This is a genomic window from Mesorhizobium sp. WSM4935 (assembly GCF_029625735.1).
In the GTDB taxonomy this organism is placed as follows: domain Bacteria; phylum Pseudomonadota; class Alphaproteobacteria; order Rhizobiales; family Rhizobiaceae; genus Mesorhizobium.
The window spans coordinates 148,623-170,672 of sequence record NZ_JARTVR010000002.1 but is presented as its reverse complement, the minus strand read 5'-3'; the positions used below and the strand labels follow the sequence as shown (position 1 = coordinate 170,672).

The following is a 22,050-nucleotide window of genomic DNA, read 5'->3' as shown; positions in this document are numbered from 1 at the left end:
AACCGCGGCTTCGCACTTGCACAAAGTTATCCCGCACTGCAAAATAAATACGGCGGGAATACCAAAATGGTCCGGGACGCGGGCGACGCTGCGCGTGCGGACCTCGAGTCGCGAAGGCACGGTATGACCGATATCTCCGCCGCATCCGTCGTCCTGCCGCGGGCCGCAGCCGACAGGGAAGCCAGGGCAAGACTTGCCTATCTCGACGGCTGGCGAGGCCTGTCGATCGCGCTCGTGCTGATCGGCCATTTCTTTCCGGTACCGGGAATCAATCTCGGCGTGCTCGGCGTCGAGTTCTTCTTCGTGCTCAGCGGCCGGCTGATGGGCGAGATCCTGTTCATCGAGCGCTTTCCGCTGAAGAAATTCTTCAAGCGCCGTTTCTCGCGCATCTATCCCGCGCTGCTGGTGTTCGTGATTGCCGCCATGATCGGGATTGCCGGCACCTTCATTGCCTTCAAGTGGAAGGCGGCACTGACAGCGCTGACCTTCACCTACAATTATGCCGGCATCTTCATCAACCGCGCCGGCGCGCTCGACCATATCTGGTCGCTCTGTGTCGAGGAGCATTCCTATATCCTGCTCGCGTTGATCAGCGTGGTGGTGACCGGAAGGGCGAATGTCGTGCGGCTACTGGTCGTGCTGGCGCTGCTGGCAATGGCCAACGGCGCCATTTCGTACGGGATTCTCGGCATGGGCTACGAGACCACCTACTGGCGAACCGACGTGCATATCGCCTCGATCCTGTTGTCCGCGGCGATCTGCCTGCTCAAGGCAGACGGGCGCCTGCCGGCTTTGCTGAAGAGCCGGCATGTGGCTCTCGCGGCCGCGGCCGCCGGCGTTCTGCTGTTCAGCAATCCAATCCCGACGCCCCTGCATTACACCCTCGCCGTGCCGCTTCTGGCGCTGGCGGTCAACACGCTCGACTTTGCCGGCGGCATTCTGAAAGGGCCGTTGTCATCGCGGCCGATGGTGATGCTCGGGCTGTGGTCCTATTCGCTTTATCTCTGGCAGCAGCCTTTCTACAAATTCGTCGATGAACGCGGCAGCGCGCCGATCCCGATGCTGGCGGCGGTGTTCGCCTGCGCCCTCGCGAGCTACTACATCGTCGAAAAGCCCGCCCGCAGCTGGCTCAACCGCAATTGGTGATCAAGCAGGTTTCGCCGCTCGTCGCGCGGCGAGATAGCGGCGAAGTCCGGCTTCGCCGCGAGGGGTCGTCCAGCGGTGGTTCCAGGCGAAGGCGGGTCTGAGTAGCGGCGCCAGAAGCTTGAGGATCGGCCTCTCGACCGTGACCTGCCAAATCAGGTCGACATGGGTGCCGCCTCCGGACGGCGACAGTTCGGCCCGCCACAGCCCGTCGAAATCGCCGAAGGTCTTCACGACCACCAGCCGTCCGGGCTCGAGCTCGGCGGCCTCGATGATGAAATTCAGCTCATAGGGCAGGGCGCCGCGCGCCCTGGCCCTGGCACGGGCGCCGACGACGCCCTTGCCCTTCTTGTCGAGCGGCTCGACCTCCTTATAGGCGTCGCCCCACCAGAGCGGCAGGAGCTCGGCGTCCGACAGCACGTCCCAGACTTCCTGTGGCGTGCTCTCGGGGATGTCCCAGCTCTCGTCGAAGCGGAAGACATTGCTTGCCATGATGTCGCCCCAACCAGCGGAGCAGCTATATTAGCTTCCGCTTGTTTTCCTGGCCAGCGTCGCGGCGCCGCTCAGGCGGCGATTGGCTTTGCCCAATAGCGCACCGATTTCTTGCCGCCATGGATCACCGCATCGCCGACTTCGGTGAAGCCGAGCGCGGCGTGGAAGGCATCGGATGCCGGGTTGGGCGGATCGGCATTGACCTCGCAGGTGACGATCGTGTGGCCGGCACGCCGGGCTTGCTCGAACAGATCCTCATAAAGGCGGCGGGCATGGCCGCGGCCGCGCGCCGCGGCTGCGACCACCACGCGGTCGACATAGACGAAGCGCGGATAGCGCTGGTGAAACCAGAGGAAGTTCGGGCTGTCGTAGCTTGCGTCCTGGTCGAAACACAGGATGAAGGCTTCAAGCGCGCCGATGCGGCGGGTGTAGAAAGCCTCGGCGAGCAGGAATGAAAGTCGTTCCAGCTCGAGCCAGGACAGTTCCGCCGCATGCTCGTTGTTGAGCGCGAGTATAATGGCCTCGTCGGCGGGCGAGACCTGTTCGATCGGCAGCAATTCCCTGGTCATTGTCCTCACCGTCAAGATCTCGCGGCCTTTATCGTTGCCGCGACCTTGGCCGGGTCGGTCACCGTGTTGCGGTATTCGCGATCGAGGTCGGTGCCGCCCATTCCGACATTGGGATTGCGGTAGCGCATGGCGCTGGGCACGTCAGCAAGTGCCGCAAAATGCATCTCGGTCAGTCCCGTTCGCCTGCGCACCTCACCGATCGTGTCGGGCGCCAAGGCGCCGCAGCCGAGAATGATGATGCGTTCGCCTGCCTGGCGGACGAGCTCCGCGAGAAGCTCGACGCCTTCGACCGCCGTGTCGCGCTGGCCGCTGGTCAGCACGCGGCCGACCTTGCAGCGGATCAGGGCTTCGAGCGCCTCGGCCGGATCGCGCGTCATGTCGAAGGCGCGGTGGCAGGTGACGTTGAGCGGGCCGGCGGCCTCGACCAATGCGCTCATGCGCGCCTCGTCGATGGCGCCGTCGGCGGTCAGGCAGCCGACGACGACGCCGGCGACGCCGAGCTCCCGAAGCGCTGCGACATCGGCGAGCATCGAGCGGTATTCGGCCTCGCTGTAGAGGAAGTCTCCGCCGCGCGGGCGCACGATGACGTGGAAGGGGATGGTGGCGCTTTCGAGCGCGGCGCGCACCGTGCCCAGGCTCGGCGTGATGCCGCCTTCGATCAGGCTGGCGCAGAGCTCTACCCGATCGGCGCCAGCGGCCTGCGCGGCGAGCAGTCCGTCGATGCCTTCGACGCAAATTTCGATCAGGGGTTTTTGCGTGTCCGCCACCGGTTCCCATCCATGGTTCGAGGAGACGGGCAGCCCTAGCACCGGGCGCGTCGCGGCGAAAGCCGCAACGATCGGTCCAGCTTGGACGGCGCTTGACAATGCATAACTGCGAAGTTATGGATTACGCATAACTGAAAAGTTATTGATTGATGCGGACCTTACGAACCAAGGAGACCGACGATGCAAGCGAGATTGAAGAACCCGGTGATGCTCATTCCCGGGGCGCTGCAGGCGCTGCTGGCGCTCGACAAGTCGACCGAAGCCGGCGACGTGCCTTATGTGACGCGCAAGCTCATCCACCTGCGCGCCAGCCAGATAAATGCCTGCGCCGTCTGCGTCGACATGCACGCGCGCGAGCTGAAGAAGGCCGGCGAGAAGGACGAGCGAATCTTCGCCGTCTCGGCATGGCGGGAGACGCCATATTTCACCGACGCCGAACGCGCAGCGCTTGCGCTGACGGAGGCCGCGACGCGCCTGGCCGACCGTTCCGACGCGGTGCCGGACGACGTCTGGGACGAGGCCGCGCGCCACTATGACGACAAGGCGCTCGCCGCCCTGGTGATCCAGATCGCGCTGATTAACGCTTTCAACCGCCTGAACGCCATCACGCGGCAACCGGTGGGCGCCTGGGGATGAGGTGAGAGATCCGCTTCGAATCGGGCGCCTTGCCGATTACTGTTTCAGGATCGTGTTCTTGGCGCCTTGCTCCACCTGGTCGATCACCAGAAGCTTCACCGGATCGGGGCCGATGTTGGTGGCCTGGTGCCATTGGCCGATCATCTCGACGATAAAGTCGCCGGTCTTGTAGGTGTTGCTGGCGCCGCTCTCGGCATTGGTGACCTTGAGCGTGCCTTGTTCGACATAGGCATAGCGCGGGAAGGGGTGCTTGTGCACCGGCAGCGTCGCGCCCGGTGCGATCTGATAGGATGAGACCTGAACCTCGACGTTCTTCTGCGGCAGCGTGATCGGCTGGCCGGACGCGGTCGTGGTCTTGGACGCCAGCGGCGTCACAACGACCGGCGTGTTCGAGCTGTCCAGTGCGTTCGCGCTGGTCGTGAAAAATGCCGCCGCCAAAAGCAGCGCCGATGTCGCGATGTTGCGCATGAGATTCCTCCAGAGATCGCCAGCTTGGCTCAGAGGACACTAAGGCGCAAGCTCCGGACAATGGAATAGCTAACGCTTCGCCGGTGCCTGTTTGGGCGGCCGCAGCAACAGTGCAAACGGCACCAGCAGCGCCGTGACGATCGCGCAATAGAAGAAGACATCGACATAGGCGAGCAGCGAAGCCTGGCGGCCGATCTCCTGTCCGATCCAGCCGACGGCCTGCTGCCTGGCTTCGACCAGCGTCGAACCCTCGGCGACGAAATGGTCCGTCACCTGGCGAAGCGTCTGCTGATAGGTCTCGCTCGATTGCGCGGTGTGGCCGACCAGCACCGACTGGTGGAATTGGGTGTTCTGGGCAATCACCGTGTTGGACAGCGACACGCCGATGCTGCCGCCGATGTTGCGGGCGACGTTGATCAGCGAGGATGCCTGATCGGTCTTCTGCGGCGGCAGGCCGACATAGGCGGCGGTGGAGATCGGGATGAACAGGAACGGCAGGCCGATCATCATATAGATGCGCGCATAGGCGAAGAACCCGAAGCTGGCGTCCGGCGTCAGCGAGGTCATGTGCCAGAGCGCGACCGCGACCACCGCCATGCCCAACATGATGAGATAGCGCGGCTGAACCATCCCGGCGGCAAAGCCCGAGACCGGCATCAGCATGAGCATGGCGATGCCGCCCGGCATCATCGACAGACCGGAAAGGGTGGCGGTGTAGTCGAAGGTCGTCTGCTGCAACTGCGGCAAAAGCTGCGTGGTGCTGAAGAGCGCGGCGCCCACCGCCATCATGACGAGGAACGACATACCGAACTGCCGGCTGAAAAGCAGACGGATGTCGACGATCGGATCGCGCCTCGTCCACTCCCACGGAACAAGCAGCAGGAACGACACCGCCGAGATCACGGCGAAAGTGGTGATGAAGGTCGAGGCGAACCAGTCGTTGCGTTGGCCTTCGTCGAGAAAGACTTCAAGGCAGCCGAGTGCCATCGCCACCAGGATGAAGCCGATCCAGTCGACCTTCAGCCCCTTGCTCAACCGCTCGCGGCGCTCGCGTTCGAGAATGTCGGGCTCGATGACCAGCCATTGCACGAGCGCCAGCGACATGATGCCGAACGGCACGTTGATGAAGAAGATCCAGTGCCATGAGAAATTATCGGTCAGCCAGCCGCCGATGGTCGGCCCGACCGTCGGCGCGACGATTACCGCAATGCCGTAAAGCGCAAAGGCCTGAGAGCGTTTCTCAGGCGGGAACGTGTCGGCGAGGATTGACTGCTCGCTCGGCGCCATGCCGCCGCCGCCGAGCCCCTGCAGGATGCGAAAGGCGATCAGCGTTGGTAAATTGGGCGCCAGCCCGCACAGCAGCGACGCCAGCGTGAAGGTCGCCACGCAGATCATGTAATAGCGCTTGCGGCCGATGACGCTGGTCAGCCAGCCGCTGACCGGAATGATGACGGAGTTGGCGACGAGATAGGTGGTGATCACCCATGTGCTCTCGTCCATGCCGGCGGCCAGGCTGCCGGCGATGTTGCGCAGCGCGACATTGGCGATCGAGGTGTCGAGCACCAGCATGAAGGTCGCGATCGAGACGACGATCGCGATCAGCCAGGGGTTGCGCCCGCCGGCGGCGGAACGGCTTTCGTTTCCCTGGACTGTCGCGGCATCGCTCATCGTACCTTGACCGTCGGCACCACCGACATGCCGGGACCGAGATAGACGCCGGGCGGCTGGTCGAACACGATCTTGACCGGCACGCGCTGCACCACCTTGACGAAATTACCGGTGGCGTTTTCGGCGGGCAGCAGGCTGAACGCCGTGCCGCTGCCGGCCTGGACGCTGTCGACATGGCCATGGAAGGTCTTTTCCGGATAGGCGTCGATGGCGATGTCGACTGGTTGGCCCGGTCGCATCAGGTCGAGCTGCGTCTCCTTGAAATTGGCTTTCACCCAGACCTCGTTGGGTACGAACATCATCAGCACCTGGCCAGGCTGCGCATAGGTGCCTTTTGCCGCCGTGATGTTGGTGGCGTGGCCGGCGACGGGCGCCGTGATGGTGGTGCGGGTGAGGGTGATCTTTGCCTGGTTTTCGGTGGCCTCAGCCTGTCGAAGCTTGGCTTCGGCACTCTTGCCTTGAGCCTGCAGAACAGCCAACTGGCTTTTCGCCGCCTCGACATTGGCATTGGCCGTGTCCAGCGCCGCCTGGTCCTGGCGCAGGGTCGAAGCAGCCTGCTGCGCCTGTTGTTGCGTCGCGGTGCCTTTGGCCAGGAGCTCACGGTTTCGCTGGTCCTCGGATTTGGCGAATTCGAGCGCCGCCTGCGCCTGCGCCACCTGCTTTTCGGCGGCATCAATCTTGGCGTTCTGCGCCTCGGTCTGGGCCTGCACATTGGCAATATCGGCCCGCGCCGCAACCACGCCTGCTTCCGCCTGTTTGAGCGAGGCCTGATAATCGCTGTCCTCGACGCGCAGAAGCACCGTGCCGGCCTCGACCGGCTGGTTGTCGGTGACGGCGACATCGGTGATGCGTCCGGCAATTTCCGCGCCGACCGTCACCGTGCGGGTGTCGATGAAGGCGTCGTCGGTCCATTCATACTGCCGTGCGTTGATCCACCAGATGACCACGGCCGCGATGACCAACAGGATGAGGATGGCGACGATCGCCGCCATATAGGGATGACGTCTGATGAGGCCGGGTTTGTTGCCGTCGGACGGAGTATCATTCGCCTGCGTGTCTTGCGCGCGCTTGTCGTCCGCGCGCTCGTTTTCCACGCGTTTTTCGTCGCTCGGCGGCCATTGCTGGTCGGACCGGGGCTGAGCCCGCACTTCTTCGGCGGAAGCGGTTTCGCGCTCTTTTCTTTCGGTTTTCGCGTCCAAGGCAACGGAACCCAGAATCGTTGCCCCCCTCGCAGCTGGGTCAACGGGTGGTTTCCGCAAAGGTTCCTGTCGCCGAATGCCGGGCGGCGGCCCCGCTGGCACCCGTCAGCCCGCCATCCAGCCGCCGTCCACCATCAGGTTTATGCCGGTGACGTAGCTCGCCATGTCGCTGGCGAGAAACAGCGCCGCGCCCGCCACGTCGTTCGGATGTCCGAGCCGCGGCCACGGCGTGCGGCGGAGCGAATAGTCGAGCGCGTCGGGGTCGTTGGCGACGCCGGGCTTGCCGGTGATGATCTTGCCCGGAGCGATGGCGTTGCAGACGATCAGGTCGTCGGCGTGGTCGACCGCGATCTGCCGCGTCATCTGCACGATGCCGCCCTTGCTCACGGAGTAGGGAAAATCGCCGGGGCAGGCGACCATGCCGTGCTGCGAGGAGATATTGACGATGCGGCCGCGCACCTCGTTGACCGGCGCCTGGGTCAGCATCTGCGTGACGGCGCGCTTGTTGCAATAGAAGAAGCCGGTCAGATTGACGCCGATGACGCGGTTCCACTGTTCCGGCGTGGTCTCGATCAGGTTGGTGCTGGTGTAGATCGCGGCATTGTTCACCATCACGTCGAGCCGACCGAAGCGATCGATGGCTGCGCCGACAAGGGCGTCGACGGCGCTCCAGTCCGAGATGTCGGTTTTCATGTAGACGGCATTGCCGCCGGCGGAGCGGATCATATCCACAGTACTCTCGCCACCCTCGATCGGCTGCTCCACCGTGTCGGCAATGACGATATTAGCGCCTTCGGCTGCGAATTTGAGCGCGATGGCGCGGCCGATGCCGGAGCTCGCTCCGGTGACGATGGCGGTTTTGTCTGCGAGCAAGGCCATGGTGTTCAGCTTTCCCGGGTGACGATCTTCCCTTGCGCCGGGCCGACCAGCCGCCCTTCGCGCACGATCTCGCGGCCGCGCAGGAAAACACCGGCCAGCCGCGCTTTCACGGTCCAGCCGTCGAACGGCGTGTAGCCGGCCCGCGACACCTGCTCGGCGTTGGCGATGATGCCGGATCGGCGCGGGTCGAGGATCAGCAGATCGGCATCGTAGCCGGCCGCAATGCGTCCCTTGCGCCGGCCGAGGCCGAAGCGCTCGGCCGGATTGCGGGAGCACATACGCACCAGATCGGGCAGCGCGATGAGCCCGTCGTCGACCAGTCTCAACATCGTTGGAAGCAGCGTCTGCAATCCCGGCATGCCGCCCGGGATGTCGGCGAAAGCAGCATAGCGCGCCGCCTTTTCGTTCGGCGCGTGCGGGGCGTGGTCGCTGGCGACGATGTCGATCAAGCTCGCGCCCAGCGCGGCGCGCAGCGCGTCGACATCCTGCGGCGAGCGCAACGGCGGTGAAGCCTTGAGGTTGGCGCCCTGTGTTTCGTAATCGCCGGCGGTGAAGAACAGGTTCTGCGGCGTGGTCTCGACGCTGGCGTCGGCGATGCCGCGAAGCCGGGTCCAGGTCTCGACACCCAGTTCGGAATTGATCTGACGGACATGGATTCTTGCCTCGGTCGAGGCCGCGGCGACCAGCGCGCGGGCGATGCCGTTGGCTTCAGCCAGCGACGGCCGGCTGTCCAGGAAAGCGGCGATGGTGCCGGAGCGATCACGCTCGGAGCTGCCCGTCAGGATCGACTGGTCGCCGGGCGAGATGCCGATCAGCGTTTCAGCGCCGGCGAGCGCTTTGAGCGCCTCGGCAACCGCGTCGAGCGTTGCGAACAGGAAAGCATCCGGCACGTCGGCGGTGAACAGCTCGAATGACACCGGCGCGAGGTCGAGCAGGCGAGGAATGAGCGACAGATCGCGGCTGACCACGGCCTGCAGGCCGACATCGACATGGATGCGGTTTCCGGCCAACGCCATCTTGTCCGCGAGTTGCTCGGCCGTCGCGGTCCAAGGCTCGTCGGTCGGCATGTCGAGCACCGTCGTCACGCCGCCAAGCGCCGCCGCATGGGTGCCGGAAGAGAAATCCTCCTTATGGGTCAGGCCGGGGTCGCGCAGATGCGCGTGCGCATCGACCAGGCCGGGCAGCACGAAGCAGCCGGAGGCGTCGACGACCGTCCTGGCTTCGGCGGCTTCGCCGGGCGCGATGATTGCCGCGACCTTGCCCGCGGCAATGCCGATATCGCCGCGGCCGAGGCCGTCGGCATTCACCACCGTTCCATCGCGGATCAGCGTGTCGAACATCTCTCAGCCGCGCTGCTCGAAGCGGGCATGATTCGCGTGCCAGAAGCGGGCTATGTCCTCGCGGCGTATGAAGGCGGCGCCGTCGCTCTTTCGGACGTGCTCGATCACCTCGCGCAGGCCCGATGCCCGGTTGGGTTGGCCCGTCCAGCGGGCGTGAATGCCGATGGTCAGCATGCGGCCGCCAATCTCGTCGGCTTCTGAGAGCATATAGTCGATGGCCGAGCGGCAGTCCTCGGCGAAGTCGCGCGGATTGCCGTAGCCCGGCGCGACGAGGTAGCGGCTGTCGTTGAGTGTCTTGGAATAGGGGACGACCAGGATCTCGGTGCTCCTGTGGTCGAGGAAATAGGGCAGGTCGTCGTTGCAGGGATCGGAGTGGTAGAGGAAGCCGCCCTCCTCGACCAGAAGGTCGCGCGTGTTGACGCTGGGCAGCGAGCGGCAGTTCCAGCCTAGCGGGCGCTTCCCCAGCAGCTTCTCGTAGAGCGCGATCGCCTCGTGCAGGTGCCGTTCCTCCTCGCTGCGCTCCATCGTCGTGTAGTCGATCCAGCGCAGGCCGTGTCCGAGCAGGTCGTGGCGGCGACTCTTGATCCATTCGACGAAGGGCGGGTTGCGCTCCAGCGCCACGGCGCAGGCGGAGATGGTGACGGGGACGTCGTAGCGGTCGAACAGCCTGGCCAGGCGCCAGACACCGGCGCGACTGCCATATTCGAAATGCGTCTCGGTGCCGAGGTCGCGTACAGGCGGGCTCGAGGCGAGATTATACTCGCCCCAATTGTCGTTGCGGCCGTCTTCCAGCCAGTTGTACTCCGACCCCTCTTCGTAGTTCAGCACTAGGTTGACAGCGAGCTTGACGCCGCCCGGCCAGGTGACGAAGGGCGGATGCGGGCCATAGCCGACAAAGTCGCGCGGCTGCTGCGCTTGCTGCGGATCGGTCGGCATCGGCTGGTCTCCTCTGATCTCGTTGGCTCAGCTTTCGTTGGCGGCAATCCAGTCCATATAGGCGTGGAAGGCTTCCTTGCCGGGGCGCGGCCGCCACGCGGTGTCGCGCATGATGCGGGCGATGTCATAGGCGCCCCACATGCCGCCTTTCAGCGCCACATCCTGGACGATATTGGCGTCTTCGCCCGGCGTCACCTCGACCTTCAGTCCCGGGACGCGTTCGGCTGCCCAGCCGATGATCTCGCCGATGGTCTGGCTCGACCCGGAGCCGATATTGTAGTGGCGGTAGTTGAGGCGCGGCGCATCGATCAGCGCGAGGATCGCGGCGGCAACGTCGGTCGAGGCGACATAGTCGCCGACGGGCTCCAGGCTGTTCGGCCTGATCGTCTCGCCGGCCAAAGCGATATGCGCGACTCGGTTGGGAACATGACGAAAATTGCGGCTCTCGGTGGCGCGGTCCATCGGGCCGTAGACGGAAGCAAGCCGCACCGAAACCGCCGGCAGGCCGAACAGGTCGGCATAGCGGTTGGTGACCATCTCGGAGGCGAATTTCGAGATGCCGTAGAGCGTCAGCGGCGCGACATAACCGTCCTCCGGCAGCGGCTCACCGCTCCAGTCCGGCCCATTGTGGCGGTAGACGGAACCGGAACTGACATAGATGAAGCGCTGGAGGCCTGGTCTCGCGCGCGCCCAATCCAGCATGCGCACGGTGCCCATCAGATTGACGTCGACGATGCGGGCCGGGTCTTCGGCCTCCGGCTGGCGCTTTGCCTCCGTGGCGCTGCCGCGCGAGATCGGCGTGATCGTCGCGCCATGGACGATCGCCGTGATGCCTTGCTCGTCGAGCCCCGCGGACCAGGCTTTCGGGTCAAGGATATCGGCGGAAATCACCGTCAGCCGGTCGCGCACCGGCGCGAAATGTCTTTCGGCGGCCGCGTCGAGGCCTGAGCGGTCGAGGATCACGGCGCGGGCTTGCGGATCGCGGTCCAGCCATGCGCGCGCAACCACGCTCATGACAAAGCCGGTGCCGCCGGTAACGAGCAGGGTCATGGGACCTCCTCTGAAAGGGTTTTCGGGCTCAGCGCGTCGCATAGCCGCCGTCCACGAGCATGTCGGTTCCGGTGACGAAGGATGCGTCGGAGGAAAGCAGGAAAGCGGCCGCGGCGGCGATCTCATCGGGATCGGCGATGCGGCCGAGCAGGTGGGCAGGCCCAAGGCCGGCATTGGCCGCTTCGAAATCGGCGAACCGGCGCAGCAGCCGCGTCGTCGCCACGGCGCCCGGCGACAGGCTGTTGACGCGGATCTTGTCCGGCGCGTGATCGACGGCCATCGCCTTGGCGAGGTGAATCAGCCCGGCCTTGGCGGCGCAATACGCCACGGCCTTGGTGGTCGCGACGCGTCCAAATTGCGAGCCGATGAAGACGACAGAGCCGCCGCCGCTCGCCGCAATCAGCGGCACGGCGAACTTGCTCATCAGGAAAGCGCCGGTCAGGCCCACGTCGATCTCGTGCCGCCAGGCGCTTTCGTCGAGATCGACGACGGTGGCGCTGGTCGAGGGCGCGGCGGCATTGTGCACCAGCCCGTCGAGCCGGCCGAATTCCTGCCGAGCGAAATCGACGGCTGCTTCCGCGGAATCCCCCTTCGTCACATCGCATTGGCAAGCGGCGGCGGCAGGGCCGAGCGCTTCGGCGCGCTCGGTGGCCGGCTCGAGATCGTAATCCGCGCAGACTACCCTTGCGCCTTCGGCAATACAGCGGCGGGCGATTGCCGCGCCGATGCCGCTGGCCGCGCCTGCGATCAGGATGACATTGCCCTCGAGGCGGTTCGTTGCTGCATCCGTCATCAGGCGCGCTCCTCGACTGCCTGCATCGCCGGCGCGACGACCGGCCGGCGCAAGAGATTGTAGCAGGCAGCAATCGTCACCAGCACGGCGCCGCCGCCCAGAAGCAGGAACATGGCCGGGGCGCCCATATGCTCCATTAGGCCAGCCGAAATGCCAGGCGTCGCGACATTGCCGATCGAATAGAGCAGGAGCAGCGTGCCGGAAGCGCCGACCATATGCCGGCTGTGCAATTGCGAGGCGCCGAACGCCATCGCCACGGGATAGACGGTGAGCGCCGTGCAGCCGTAGATGAAGAACAGAACGAAGAGCAACGGCACCGAAGAATTGCCGAGCCAGGCGATGGCGGCGCAGAGCGTGACCGACAGGATGCCCTGGACAAGCAGTATGATGCGCCGTTCAAACCGGTCCGACAGCCATCCGACGGGCGTCTGCGCCAGCATGCCGGCGATGCTGATGGTGGTGACCAGCCCGACCGTCGTTGCCGCCGACAGCCCGATCTGCGTGCCGTAGATCGGCGTCAGCACGAAGATGTTCATGTTGGTGATGCCGCCCTGGAAGATGGCGACGACCGTTACCGGGGCCAGCCGGAACAGCGCCAGCGGACCGAGCCGCCTGACCGGCCTTGCCGAGCCTGCATGCTCCGGATCGATGGCAGGCAGCGCCGGCCAGCGTCCCCCGGCGAATTTGGAGGCCAGCGCCAGCAAGACCGTCGCCGCCGCAACCAGGAACAGATGCGGCGATTGCGGACCGACCATTGCGACCAGCACCTGACCGAGCAGCACTGCGATCGCCGTTGTCAGCATGTAGATCGAAAACAGCGCGCCGCGATTGTGATGCTCGGCATAAAGGTTGATCCAGCTTTCGCAGACGACGAACAGCGACGCCATCGCAAGGCCGCCGAGCAGCCGGAAGCAGATCCAGCTCGGCAGGAAATCGGTGAAGACGAAGCCGGAAGCCGCGAGCAGCGCCAGCACCAGGATCGCCACGAAAGTGCGCTCGTGGCCGTATTGGGCAACGGCCGGGCGTGTGACCAAGCATCCGACGAGGAAGCCAACAGGATAGGCGGTCAGCACGATCTGCACGACCTGGGGAGAAATGCCGGGCTTGCCGAGATGCAGCGACACGCCGGTGGTCAGCATGGCGCTGCCGATACAAGCAAGGCAGATGCCGACCATGATCGGCAGCATGGCGCGGGAGCGCTCTGCATTATGCCAAAGCCTCATCGCGGATTGAGCGATCGACCTCATGAATGCGGCTGCGGCGGCTCCCTGGCGGCACCGTTGACCGACGGCAGCCCGAGCAGAAGCTACACTTTGCGGCGATTGCCACAAACGAAGATTGACGCGGCTATGGCTTAAATTTTTTTGGCCATGTCGGCAAAGGAAAGCGGCGTCTCGGCCCGGCGCGGGCTTTACAGCCGTTTTGCGCCCTCCTTACCATAGGCAAAAACCAGATATGGGAACCAGCGGAAGGGAACAGCATGACGATCGAACGCCTGGAAAACGGACAACGCTTCTGCCGGGTGCTCCGCTACAACGGCACCGTCTACGTGGCCGGCCTGACGGCGGATGATCTTTCCGGCGACACCACCAGCCAGACCAAGCAGATTTTGGCCAAGATCGATGCGCTTCTCGCCAAGGCCGGCACCGACAAGTCGAAGCTGCTCAGCGCGCAGATATGGCTCCGCGACATCGCCGATTTCGAGATGATGAATGCTGCCTGGGACGCCTGGATCGACAAGAGCGCCATGCCGGTGCGCGCCACGGTGGAAGCGCGGCTTGCCGGCGACCAGTACCGCGTCGAAATCATGGTCACGGCGGCAGTCGGCTGAGCCGGCCGGCGAGGCCAATTTGATAGAAGAGCGGGCCAATGCATGAGCTGGTGATCAGAGGCGGGCGCGTGGCGCTCGACGACGGCTGGGCCGAATGCGACGTCGGCATCGACGACGGCCGCATCGCCGCCATCGGCAAGGGCCTTTCCGGCCAAAAGTCGATCGACGCCGGCGGCCGCTGGGTGATGCCCGGCGGCGTCGACGCGCATTGCCATCTCGACCAGCCGGTCTGGGGTGGGGCGGGCAATGCCGACGATTTCTCTTCCGGCACGATCTCCGCGGCTTTCGGCGGCACCACCTGCATCGTGCCGTTCGGCATGCCCGGACAGGACATGACGACAATCGGCGCCATCGACCGCGCGCTGGAGCGCGCGGCGGGACGCGCCGTGATCGACTACGGGCTCCATGCCGTGGTCACCACGGGCACCGGCGCGGATGTCGAGGCCCAACTCGACCAGCTTGCCCAGCGTGGCATCGCCTCGGTCAAGCTGTTCATGACCTATCAGGGTTTTGCCGTCGACGATGATTTGTTCTTCAAGGTTCTCGATACGGCGCGGCGGCTGGGCTGGATCGTCATGGTCCATGCCGAGAACGACGCCGCGATCCGGCGCACGCGACAGCGGCTCATCGATCTCGGCCGCACCGACATTCGCTACCATGTGGTCGCCCACAGCGAGACGATGGAGCGCGAGGCGACGCATCGCGCGCTGGCGTTTGCCGAGATGACCGGCGCGCGGATGACCATCGTCCACGTCTCGTCCTGGCAGTCGGCCGAGGAGGTGGCGCGGGCGAAGGCGCGGGGCGTCGACGCCATTGCCGAGACCTGTCCGCAATATCTCTTTCTCGGCGCTGCCGATCTCGACCGGCCGGCAATCGATGCGGCACGCTTCGTGTTCTCGCCGCCGCCGCGCTCGCCGCGCAGCCATGAGCATCTGTGGCGGGAGCTGATCGGTGGTGGCATCGACCTCTGGTCGTCCGACCATTCGCCATACTATTTCGCCGACAAGATCGGCCGTTCCGAAGCGCCAGGCTTCACCACGACGCTGAGCGGCATTCCCGGCATTGAGACACGCCTGCCGCTGCTGTTTTCGGAAGGGCTGCTCACCGGCCGTCTGACGCTCGAGCGCTATCTCGACCTCACCGCGCGCAATGCCGCCGCGATCTATGGCTTCGCCGATCGCAAGGGCAGCATCGCCGTCGGGCTCGACGCGGATCTGGCGCTGTGGGATCCGACCGCGCGCTGGACGCTCGGGCACAAGGCGCTGCATTCGCGCGTCGATTTCACGCCCTATGAGGGCAGAAGCGTCACCGGCAAGCCTACGACCGTCCTGGTGCGCGGTGTGCCGGTGGTCGCCGACGGCGAGCTGCAGGCGAAGCCGGGCTTCGGGCGCTTCGTGGCGCGGACCGCCGCCGATCCGGCGCATCTCAGAAAACCTGTCGAGGATTGGACGCCATGGCTCGATGCCTGACCATCGCCGTTTGCCAGACCGGACCGATCCAGCGGAGCGCCACGCGCGCCGAGACGGTGGGGCGGCTGGTGCATCTGCTTGAGAGAGCCGCAGCCGCCGGCGCCGAGATCGCGGTGTTTCCGGAAATGGCGCTCACCACGTTCTTCCCGCGCTGGTGCATCGACGACCAGGCCGAGATCGACGCCTTCTTCGAAACCTCGATGCCGGGCCCGGAGACGCAGCGGCTCTATGATGCCGCCGTGCGCCTCAAGGTCGGCTTTGCGCTGGGCTATTGCGAACTAACGCAGGAAGAGGGGCGCACGCGCCACTTCAACACGATGGATCTGGTCGGGCCTGACGGCGCGTTCATCGGCCGCTACCGCAAGATGCATGTGCCGGGGTCGAGCGAGCCGGAAGCGGGCACGACCACTCATCTCGAACGGCGTTACTTTGAACCCGGCAATCTCGGCTTTCCGGTCTTCGATTATCGCGGCGTTCGCGTCGGCCTCGCCATCTGCAACGACCGCCGCTGGCCGGAAACCTATCGGATGCTCTGCCTCAACGGCGCCGAGGTGGCACTGCTCGGCTACAACACGCCTCTGCTGCTCGACGAGGCGCCCGCGCTGGCGCATCTCAGAATGTTCCACAACCATTTGCCGATGCAGGCTGGGGCCTACCAGAACACGCTCTGGGTCGGCGCCGCTGCCAAGGCCGGGCTGGAGGACGGCCAGGCGCTGATCGGCGGCTCCTGCATCATCGCGCCGACCGGCGAGATCGCCGCGCAGGCGATGTCGCTCGACGACGAGGTCATCGTCCATCGCGCCGATCTCGACCTGATCGAGACTTGTCGCAAGGTGAATTTCAACTTCGCGCTCTACCGCCGTCCCGATCAGTACCGGCGCATTTCGGAACCGGTCTGAGATCGCGATGGGCCTGATCGAAACAAGCCGAAGCCAAAACACGACGCCCTCGACCGATCTGTTGACGCTGAGCGAGATCGTCGAGAGCGGGCTTTGCATCGGCTGCGGCCTCTGCCGCTCGATTGCCGGTGCCGGCCAGGTCGAGATGGTGATGACGCCGGAAGGGCGCGAGCGGCCGGTGGCGAGGCACGCGTTGGACAAGCCGACACTGGCAAAGATCAACGCCGTCTGCCCGGGAACGCGCATCGCCGGTCCGCCACCCGCGCAGATGAATGCGGCCGCGTTGGCGGACGCGGTCTGGGGACCGGTCGAACGGCTTGTGCTCGGTTCAGCCGGAGATCCCAGGGTGCGGTTCGTCGGTTCCGGCGGCGGGACGCTGACGGCGCTCGGGCAATTCCTGCTCGACACTGGCCGGGTCAAATTCGTGCTGCATGTCGCGGCCTCGCGCTCCATGCCGATGCGGACGGAACGCAAGCTGAGCTTCGACGCCGCTTCGGTGCTCGAAGGCGCCGGCTCGCGCTATGGCCCGGCGGCGACGCTGGTCGATTTCAGCGACATCCTCGATCGCGGCGAGCCGTTCGCGCTGATCGCCAAGCCCTGCGACATCACCGCCGTGCGCAATCTGGCGCGGCTCGATCCGCGCGTCGACGAGCGTATGCGCTATGCGCTCGCCTTCGTCTGCGGCGGTGCTTCGGACCTGACGAAGTCGGAGCAGGTGCTGCAGCGTTTTGGCCTCAGCGAGGATGAGTTGTCTCTCTTCCGCTACCGGGGACACGGCAATCCTGGCCTCAACCGGATCGAAACCAAGGACGGCCGCGCCTTCGAGATCAGTTATAGGCAGCTCTGGGAAGACGAGGACAAATGGATGATCCAGCCGCGCTGTAAGATCTGTCCTGATGCCATCGGCCAGGTGGCGGATATCGCGGTATCGGATTCCTGGCTGAATGGCGGACCGGCGGTCGAAGACGAGCCGCTCAACGGCATCATCGTGCGAACGAAGCGTGGGTTGGAGCTGTTCGACGCGGCCGTCGAGGCGGGCGTCTTGGAGATCAAGCGGGAGAGCGGGATCGCTGAGATCAGCGAATTGCAATCGCATCAGGTGCGCAAACGGCGCGCGGTCTGGGCGCGGCTGACGGGCATGGCCATCGCCGGCAAGCCAGTGCCTTTTGTCGGCGACCTCGCATTGCGGGACTGCGCCTCGCAGAATTCGCTGGCCGAGAATCTGGCTGAAGGGCGGGGCGCCCGCGATCGTGCGCGCCGCGGCCGGCTGGGCGAGCCGCCCGCCGTACCGCGCAGCGTGGGGGGAACCGTATTGGCGGATGGGTGTCCATGAGCGAACAAACCGACGTGATCATCATCGGCGGCGGCATGGCTGGCGCCGGCGCTGCCTTTGAGATTTCGCGCGACAGGAAGGTCGTGCTGCTCGAGCGGGAGAGCCATTGCGGCTATCACACCACCGGCCGCTCGGCCGCAAGCTTCACTGAGAATTACGGCAATGGCGTCATCCGCCGCATCGTGCTCGCAAGCCGCGCCTTCCTCACCGAGCCGCCGACTGGTTTTTGCGATTATCCGCTGCTCAGCAAGCGCGGCATGATCACGGTGGCACGCGCCGATCAACTCGAGCTGTTGCGCGAGGACCTTGCAGCCGCGCAGGCGCTCGTTCCCTCGATCGTCGCGATGACGCCGGCCGAGGCGATCGCGCGCGTGCCTGTGCTGCGCCGGGATTACCTGGCCGGTGCTTATATCGAACCGCATTCGATGGATATCGACGTCAACGGCCTGCACCAGGGTTTCTTGCGCGGCGCGCGGGCGCGCGGCGCGCGCATCGTCACTAAAGCCGGCGTGAGAGGCATCGGCAGGCAGGCTGGCCAATGGCGGGTCGAGACGGAGGCGGGCACATTCCTTGCACCGCTGATCGTCAATGCGGCCGGCGCCTGGGGCGACGAGATCGCGCTGATGGCGGGCGTGCGTCCCGTCGGCCTGCAGCCGAAGCGCCGCACCGCCTTCAATATTCCCGCACCTCCAGGTGCCGATATCACCGATTGGCCGCTGGTCAACGATGTCGGCGCGGAGTTCTATTTCAAGCCGGATGCCGGGCAGCTGTTCGTTTCTCCCGCCGATGCAACGCCGTCGGCGCCGATGGACGCCTTTGCGGAGGAGATTGATGTCGCGATCGGCGCCGAGCGTCTCGAACGGGCAACGACGATCGAGGTGCAGCGCGTGTCGCGCTCCTGGGCAGGCCTCAGGACGTTCGTCGCCGACGGGTCGCCGGTGGTCGGGCCGGATGACGAGTTTCACGATTTCGTCTGGCTGGTCGGGCAGGGCGGCTACGGCATCAAGACCTCGCCGGCGCTGTCGCGCGTCTGCGCCAGCCTGATCGCGGGTGGCGGCCTGCCGGACGATGTCGCAAGGCAGGGCGTTTCCTTGAACGATCTGACACCGCACCGGCTGCGCGGTGCCGAGGGGGAAGCTCGACAGGTCGCTTCATGAGCAATGCCGCACTGACGGCCGGCGGCAGGCTGGCCGGACGTCTCCTGGAGACACTCGCGCAAGCCACGACCGACCCGCCTGGAATCACGCGCGTCGCTTACGGACTGGGTGAGCGCTTCGCCCACGATCTCGTACGTGAGGAGGCACAGAAGCTCGGCGCGGTCGCGCGCACCGACGCCGCCGGCAATCTCTATCTGACGCTCGGCGGCCGCGACCCTGACCTGCCGGCGATCGTCATCGGTTCGCATCTCGACAGCGTGCCGCATGGCGGCAATTTCGATGGCGCCGCCGGTGTCGCCGCCGGCCTGGCTGTGATGGCTGAGCTCGTCCGACAGGGCATACGATTGCAGCGCGATCTCATCGTATTGGCGACTCGCGCCGAGGAAGCGGTCTGGTTTCCGCTCTCCTATCCCGGCAGCCAGGCGGTGCTTGGCCTGCTCGATCCGCAGGCGCTCGAAGCCAGGCGTTCCGATAGCGGCCGCACGCTCGCCGATCATATGCGTGAGGAGGGATTCGACCCGGATGCCGTGCGGCGTGGCGTTCCCGGCATCGATGCTGGCGGGATCGCGGCCTTCGTCGAAGTGCATATCGAGCAGGGACCGCGCCTGGTCGCCGCCGAAGCGGCGGTCGGCATCGTCACCGGGATTGCCGGCGGTTTCCGCTATGTCGACGCCAAATGCCTCGGCGCCTACGCCCATTCGGGCGCCGAGCCGCGTTTCGCCCGGCATGACAGTGTGCTCGGCTTTGCCGATCTGGTTGCGGGTCTCGAAGTGGAGTGGGACGCGCTCGAGCGCGAAGGGCATGAGGCCACCATCACCTTCGGACGCGTGCAGTCCGATCGCACGCAGCATGGCGGCAGCCGCGTGCTTGGTGAGCTCGGCTTCACGCTCGATGTGCGCAGCGCCGAGGCGGCCACTCTTGAACGGGTCGAGGCGCGGCTTCAGGCGATTCTCGCAGAGGTTGGCGCCAAACGCGGCGTCACTTTCGAGTCCGGGCCGCGCTTCACCTGGGAGCCCGCGACGATGTCGCCGGTTCTGATCGGCCGGCTCGACCGTGCTGCGACCGAACTGCAGATGCGGGCGCCGCATGTGCCGAGCGGGGCAGGGCACGATGCGGCGACCTTCGCCGGCGCAGGCATTCCGACCGCGATGCTCTTCGTTCGCAACGAGAACGGCAGCCATAACCCGCATGAGAGCATGGAGATCGCCGACCTCGATCAGGCGATCCGGCTGTTTTTGCGTTTCGTCACCGACTTCGACAACTCGGATCAGCCATGAACCTCGCCAAGACTGCCTTGCTCGTCATCGACCTGCAGAACGAATATCGTCCCGGCGCGGCATGGCCGGTCGTCGGCTATGACACGGTGCTTGCCAACACCGCTGCGCTGATCGAAGCCGCCCGCAAGGCGGCCGTGCCAGTCATCCATGCACAGGCCTGGGTGAGGTCGGAGGAACGCGCCGGCTATGCGCGGCAGGAGGAGATACTCACTGAGGAATTCCGCTCCGCGGTGGCCGGCAGCGAAGGCGCTGCGATCTGCGCCGAGGTGGCGGCGGCATCCGGCGACATTGTCATCCACAAGCACTGGCCGAGCGCCTTTCGGCGGACCGATCTTTCGCAAAAGCTCGCCACGCTTGGTATCGAAAACCTTATGGTGGCCGGCGTGCTGACCGACAGCTGCGTGACCGCAAGCGTGTTCGATGCCGTCTATCAGGGCTTTCGCGTCTGGCTGGTCAAAGAAGCCTGCGGCAGCATGACGGAAGCCATGCATCGCACCGGCATGCTGGACATGGCGAACCGGCTCTATGGTGGCGGCATATTGCGCCTGCCCGAAGCCTTGAAGGCGCTGGCCGGCCAGTCCTTCGACGGCTGGCGCTGCACCCGGCCGGTGGAGTTCGCCTACACGCTGGAGAGCGTCGACCGCATTTACGAGGCGCTGTGATCGGCGCCGCAGCCGCATGGGCCTCTGACGATCGCCTTTGAAGCCGAGGGCTTGAGAACCGCGCCCGGCAGCGCTCCGGTGGCTCGGCCCTTGCGCCAGACCGATACGCCGTTCACGAAGACATGCTCGATACCGGCGGCCGGGCGGCGCGGCTCCTCGAAAGTGGCGGTGTCGATGATCGTCTCGGGATCGAAGATGACGAGGTCGGCGAAATTGCCTTCCGCCAGAATGCCGCGCTGCTCGATGCCGAATTCGCGCGCGGGCAGCCCGGTCATGCGGAACACGGCCTCCTCCAGGGTGAGTAACCCGATGTCACGCGCATAGTGCCCAAGCACGCGCGGAAATGTGCCCCACAAACGCGGATGCGGGTGGATGTCGTGCGGCAGGCCGTCCGAGCCGATCATGGTGCGCGGATGGGCAATGATATTGCGGACGTCGTCCTCATCGAGCTGGAAGTAGACCGCGCCCGCCGGCAGCAGCCGCTCGCCGGCCTCGCGCTCGGTGCAGTCCCATTCGCGGGCGATATCGGCGATCTCGCGCCTCGCCATCTCCGGATGCGGATCGGACCAGGTGATGAGGATCTTCAGCCCGGTGTCGCAGCGCTCCAGCCGCAGCACCGTCGAGCTTGCGGCATAGGGGTAGACGTCCATGCTGATGTCCATCGTCTTGCGCGCCCGGTCGATCCGTTCCAGCGAGGGCCGGCTCTTGCCGAAATTGGCGCGGCCAGTGCACTGGTGGTGCGAGATGAAGAGCTTGCCGCCGGCGTGATCGGCGATATCGATCGCTTCCTCGATCGCCTCGTCCATCGTCTCGAAATAGTTGCGGGTGTGGGTGACATAGGGACCGCCGAGCTGCGCGGCGGTGGCCGCTAAAGCCTTGACCTCGTCCGTCGAGGAGTTGACGGCCGGCGGATAATCGAGGCCGGTGCTGAGGCCGAACGCGCCCTCGGCCATGGCCTCGGCGACCGCTTCCTGCATCGCCGCCGTTTCGGCTTCATTGGCCGGCCGGTCGGTCACCGGCATGCAGCGTTGGCGCAGAGTAGTGTGGCCGACAAGCAGGGCAGCGTTGGTGGCGATGCCGCAGCGCTTCAGCTCGGCGACATAGTCGGCAAAACGGTCGAAGCGGAAATTCTCGCGGCCGCCGACCAGCGTGAAGGGCGGCGGCGGGGTCTTGTCGAGCAGCAGCGGCGCGAGGCTGACGCCGCAGTTGCCGGCGATCACCGTCGTCACGCCTTGGCTGATCTTCGGATCCATGCCGCGCGGGGCCAGCAGCGCGCCGTCGTCATGGGTGTGCACGTCGATGAAGCCGGGAGCCACCACCTTGCCCTTTGCGTCGATTTCCTCGATTGCCCGCGCGTCACCCAGCCGGCCGATGGCGGCGATGTGGTCGCCGGTGACTGCGATATCGGCCTCGAACGGCTTCGAGCCGTCACCTGCGATCAGCGCCGCGTGGCGGATGACGAGATCATGAGGCATCGAGCAG

General features: G+C 65.5%; 22 protein-coding genes. 9 read left to right on the top strand and 13 right to left on the bottom strand.

What is annotated here, in order from left to right; all coding sequences use genetic code 11:
• The first annotated feature begins 123 nt into the window (after window positions 1-123).
• Window positions 124-1,146 carry an acyltransferase family protein gene (locus tag P9273_RS05105; protein WP_278047922.1) on the top strand — a complete coding sequence of 341 codons (1,023 nt, stop codon included), beginning with the start codon at window positions 124-126 and terminating at the stop codon, window positions 1,144-1,146.
• Here P9273_RS05105 and P9273_RS05100 read toward each other — a convergent pair whose 3' ends face one another.
• The 3 genes from P9273_RS05100 to P9273_RS05090 form a co-directional block, all read right to left on the bottom strand.
• Complete coding sequence (locus P9273_RS05100; RefSeq protein ID WP_041004082.1) at window positions 1,147-1,635, bottom strand: SRPBCC family protein; 489 nt, start codon at window positions 1,633-1,635, stop codon at window positions 1,147-1,149.
• A 71-nt stretch (window positions 1,636-1,706) separates the two neighbouring features.
• Window positions 1,707-2,204: a GNAT family N-acetyltransferase gene (locus P9273_RS05095; protein ID WP_278047921.1), complete on the bottom strand. Its 498-nt coding sequence runs from the start codon at window positions 2,202-2,204 to the stop codon at window positions 1,707-1,709.
• Window positions 2,205-2,215: 11 nt separating this feature from the next.
• Entirely contained in the window at window positions 2,216-2,971 is a 756-nt protein-coding gene (locus P9273_RS05090; RefSeq protein WP_278047920.1) for a copper homeostasis protein CutC, read from the bottom strand.
• 180 nt (window positions 2,972-3,151) lie between these two features.
• On the opposite strand from P9273_RS05090, the gene P9273_RS05085 reads away from it, so the two are divergent.
• Window positions 3,152-3,607, top strand: a complete 456-nt coding sequence (locus P9273_RS05085; protein ID WP_278047919.1) for a carboxymuconolactone decarboxylase family protein — start codon at window positions 3,152-3,154, stop codon at window positions 3,605-3,607.
• A gap of 36 nt (window positions 3,608-3,643) precedes the next feature.
• Here the strand turns inward: P9273_RS05085 and P9273_RS05080 are convergent, their stop codons facing one another.
• The 9 genes from P9273_RS05080 to P9273_RS05040 all read right to left on the bottom strand — a co-directional run bounded on the left by P9273_RS05080 (window position 3,644) and on the right by P9273_RS05040 (window position 13,127).
• The gene (locus P9273_RS05080; RefSeq protein WP_278047918.1) at window positions 3,644-4,075 is read right to left on the bottom strand and encodes a cupin domain-containing protein; all 432 of its coding nucleotides are present in this window, start codon (window positions 4,073-4,075) and stop codon (window positions 3,644-3,646) included.
• A 69-nt stretch (window positions 4,076-4,144) separates the two neighbouring features.
• Entirely contained in the window at window positions 4,145-5,743 is a 1,599-nt protein-coding gene (locus tag P9273_RS05075; RefSeq protein ID WP_278047917.1) for a DHA2 family efflux MFS transporter permease subunit, read from the bottom strand.
• A complete protein-coding gene (locus P9273_RS05070; RefSeq protein ID WP_278047916.1) occupies window positions 5,740-6,837 on the bottom strand; it encodes an HlyD family secretion protein in 1,098 nt (365 codons plus the stop codon). Before P9273_RS05070 ends, P9273_RS05075 begins: the two co-directional genes overlap by 4 nt.
• Before the next feature lie 210 nt (window positions 6,838-7,047).
• Window positions 7,048-7,821 (bottom strand): SDR family NAD(P)-dependent oxidoreductase, encoded by a 774-nt coding sequence (locus P9273_RS05065; RefSeq protein ID WP_278047915.1) that lies wholly within the window; start codon window positions 7,819-7,821, stop codon window positions 7,048-7,050.
• A 5-nt stretch (window positions 7,822-7,826) separates the two neighbouring features.
• On the bottom strand, window positions 7,827-9,161 hold the full coding sequence (locus P9273_RS05060; RefSeq protein WP_278047914.1) for a dihydroorotase: 1,335 nt from the start codon (window positions 9,159-9,161) through the stop codon (window positions 7,827-7,829).
• A gap of 3 nt (window positions 9,162-9,164) precedes the next feature.
• Window positions 9,165-10,097 carry a polysaccharide deacetylase family protein gene (locus tag P9273_RS05055; RefSeq protein ID WP_278047913.1) on the bottom strand — a complete coding sequence of 311 codons (933 nt, stop codon included), beginning with the start codon at window positions 10,095-10,097 and terminating at the stop codon, window positions 9,165-9,167.
• 27 nt (window positions 10,098-10,124) lie between these two features.
• Complete coding sequence (locus tag P9273_RS05050) at window positions 10,125-11,147, bottom strand: NAD-dependent epimerase/dehydratase family protein (RefSeq protein WP_278047912.1); 1,023 nt, start codon at window positions 11,145-11,147, stop codon at window positions 10,125-10,127.
• Window positions 11,148-11,175: 28 nt separating this feature from the next.
• Window positions 11,176-11,940, bottom strand: coding sequence for an SDR family NAD(P)-dependent oxidoreductase (locus tag P9273_RS05045; protein WP_278047911.1), 765 nt, complete (start codon window positions 11,938-11,940; stop codon window positions 11,176-11,178).
• Window positions 11,940-13,127 carry an MFS transporter gene (locus P9273_RS05040; RefSeq protein WP_278047910.1) on the bottom strand — a complete coding sequence of 396 codons (1,188 nt, stop codon included), beginning with the start codon at window positions 13,125-13,127 and terminating at the stop codon, window positions 11,940-11,942. The genes P9273_RS05045 and P9273_RS05040 overlap by 1 nt, the downstream gene beginning before the upstream one ends.
• A 293-nt stretch (window positions 13,128-13,420) precedes the next feature.
• On the opposite strand from P9273_RS05040, the gene P9273_RS05035 reads away from it, so the two are divergent.
• The 7 genes from P9273_RS05035 to P9273_RS05005 are packed head-to-tail and all read left to right on the top strand — an operon-like array spanning window position 13,421 to window position 20,568.
• Window positions 13,421-13,771 carry a RidA family protein gene (locus P9273_RS05035; RefSeq protein ID WP_278047909.1) on the top strand — a complete coding sequence of 117 codons (351 nt, stop codon included), beginning with the start codon at window positions 13,421-13,423 and terminating at the stop codon, window positions 13,769-13,771.
• A gap of 38 nt (window positions 13,772-13,809) precedes the next feature.
• Window positions 13,810-15,240 carry a dihydropyrimidinase gene (hydA, locus tag P9273_RS05030; protein WP_278047908.1) on the top strand — a complete coding sequence of 477 codons (1,431 nt, stop codon included), beginning with the start codon at window positions 13,810-13,812 and terminating at the stop codon, window positions 15,238-15,240.
• Window positions 15,225-16,139: a nitrilase-related carbon-nitrogen hydrolase gene (locus P9273_RS05025; protein WP_278047907.1), complete on the top strand. Its 915-nt coding sequence runs from the start codon at window positions 15,225-15,227 to the stop codon at window positions 16,137-16,139. The genes hydA and P9273_RS05025 overlap by 16 nt, the downstream gene beginning before the upstream one ends.
• A gap of 7 nt (window positions 16,140-16,146) precedes the next feature.
• Window positions 16,147-17,472 carry a Coenzyme F420 hydrogenase/dehydrogenase, beta subunit C-terminal domain gene (locus tag P9273_RS05020; protein ID WP_278047906.1) on the top strand — a complete coding sequence of 442 codons (1,326 nt, stop codon included), beginning with the start codon at window positions 16,147-16,149 and terminating at the stop codon, window positions 17,470-17,472.
• On the top strand, window positions 17,469-18,629 hold the full coding sequence (locus tag P9273_RS05015; protein WP_336619360.1) for an NAD(P)/FAD-dependent oxidoreductase: 1,161 nt from the start codon (window positions 17,469-17,471) through the stop codon (window positions 18,627-18,629). The genes P9273_RS05020 and P9273_RS05015 overlap by 4 nt, the downstream gene beginning before the upstream one ends.
• Window positions 18,626-19,906 carry a Zn-dependent hydrolase gene (locus tag P9273_RS05010; protein ID WP_278047904.1) on the top strand — a complete coding sequence of 427 codons (1,281 nt, stop codon included), beginning with the start codon at window positions 18,626-18,628 and terminating at the stop codon, window positions 19,904-19,906. The genes P9273_RS05015 and P9273_RS05010 overlap by 4 nt, the downstream gene beginning before the upstream one ends.
• Entirely contained in the window at window positions 19,903-20,568 is a 666-nt protein-coding gene (locus P9273_RS05005; protein ID WP_278047903.1) for a cysteine hydrolase family protein, read from the top strand. Before P9273_RS05010 ends, P9273_RS05005 begins: the two co-directional genes overlap by 4 nt.
• Here P9273_RS05005 and P9273_RS05000 read toward each other — a convergent pair.
• Window positions 20,553-22,043, bottom strand: a complete 1,491-nt coding sequence (locus P9273_RS05000) for an N-acyl-D-amino-acid deacylase family protein (RefSeq protein WP_278047902.1) — start codon at window positions 22,041-22,043, stop codon at window positions 20,553-20,555. The genes P9273_RS05005 and P9273_RS05000 overlap by 16 nt on opposite strands.
• Between the last annotated feature and the right edge of the window lie 7 nt (window positions 22,044-22,050).

Bases quoted from the DNA above. Each gene is read 5' to 3' on its own strand.
- P9273_RS05105 (WP_278047922.1), top strand. From the start codon at position 124: ATGACCGATATCTCCGCCGCATCCGTCGTCCTGCCGCGGGCCGCAGCC.
- P9273_RS05100 (WP_041004082.1), bottom strand. From the start codon at position 1,635: ATGGCAAGCAATGTCTTCCGCTTCGACGAGAGCTGGGACATCCCCGAG.
- P9273_RS05095 (WP_278047921.1), bottom strand. From the start codon at position 2,204: ATGACCAGGGAATTGCTGCCGATCGAACAGGTCTCGCCCGCCGACGAG.
- P9273_RS05085 (WP_278047919.1), top strand. From the start codon at position 3,152: ATGCAAGCGAGATTGAAGAACCCGGTGATGCTCATTCCCGGGGCGCTG.
- P9273_RS05080 (WP_278047918.1), bottom strand. From the start codon at position 4,075: ATGCGCAACATCGCGACATCGGCGCTGCTTTTGGCGGCGGCATTTTTC.
- P9273_RS05075 (WP_278047917.1), bottom strand. From the start codon at position 5,743: ATGAGCGATGCCGCGACAGTCCAGGGAAACGAAAGCCGTTCCGCCGCC.
- P9273_RS05065 (WP_278047915.1), bottom strand. From the start codon at position 7,821: ATGGCCTTGCTCGCAGACAAAACCGCCATCGTCACCGGAGCGAGCTCC.
- P9273_RS05060 (WP_278047914.1), bottom strand. From the start codon at position 9,161: ATGTTCGACACGCTGATCCGCGATGGAACGGTGGTGAATGCCGACGGC.
- P9273_RS05055 (WP_278047913.1), bottom strand. From the start codon at position 10,097: ATGCCGACCGATCCGCAGCAAGCGCAGCAGCCGCGCGACTTTGTCGGC.
- P9273_RS05050 (WP_278047912.1), bottom strand. From the start codon at position 11,147: ATGACCCTGCTCGTTACCGGCGGCACCGGCTTTGTCATGAGCGTGGTT.
- P9273_RS05045 (WP_278047911.1), bottom strand. From the start codon at position 11,940: ATGACGGATGCAGCAACGAACCGCCTCGAGGGCAATGTCATCCTGATC.
- P9273_RS05040 (WP_278047910.1), bottom strand. From the start codon at position 13,127: ATGCTGCCGATCATGGTCGGCATCTGCCTTGCTTGTATCGGCAGCGCC.
- P9273_RS05035 (WP_278047909.1), top strand. From the start codon at position 13,421: ATGACGATCGAACGCCTGGAAAACGGACAACGCTTCTGCCGGGTGCTC.
- hydA (WP_278047908.1), top strand. From the start codon at position 13,810: ATGCATGAGCTGGTGATCAGAGGCGGGCGCGTGGCGCTCGACGACGGC.
- P9273_RS05025 (WP_278047907.1), top strand. From the start codon at position 15,225: ATGGCTCGATGCCTGACCATCGCCGTTTGCCAGACCGGACCGATCCAG.
- P9273_RS05020 (WP_278047906.1), top strand. From the start codon at position 16,147: ATGGGCCTGATCGAAACAAGCCGAAGCCAAAACACGACGCCCTCGACC.
- P9273_RS05015 (WP_336619360.1), top strand. From the start codon at position 17,469: ATGAGCGAACAAACCGACGTGATCATCATCGGCGGCGGCATGGCTGGC.
- P9273_RS05010 (WP_278047904.1), top strand. From the start codon at position 18,626: ATGAGCAATGCCGCACTGACGGCCGGCGGCAGGCTGGCCGGACGTCTC.
- P9273_RS05005 (WP_278047903.1), top strand. From the start codon at position 19,903: ATGAACCTCGCCAAGACTGCCTTGCTCGTCATCGACCTGCAGAACGAA.
- P9273_RS05000 (WP_278047902.1), bottom strand. From the start codon at position 22,043: ATGCCTCATGATCTCGTCATCCGCCACGCGGCGCTGATCGCAGGTGAC.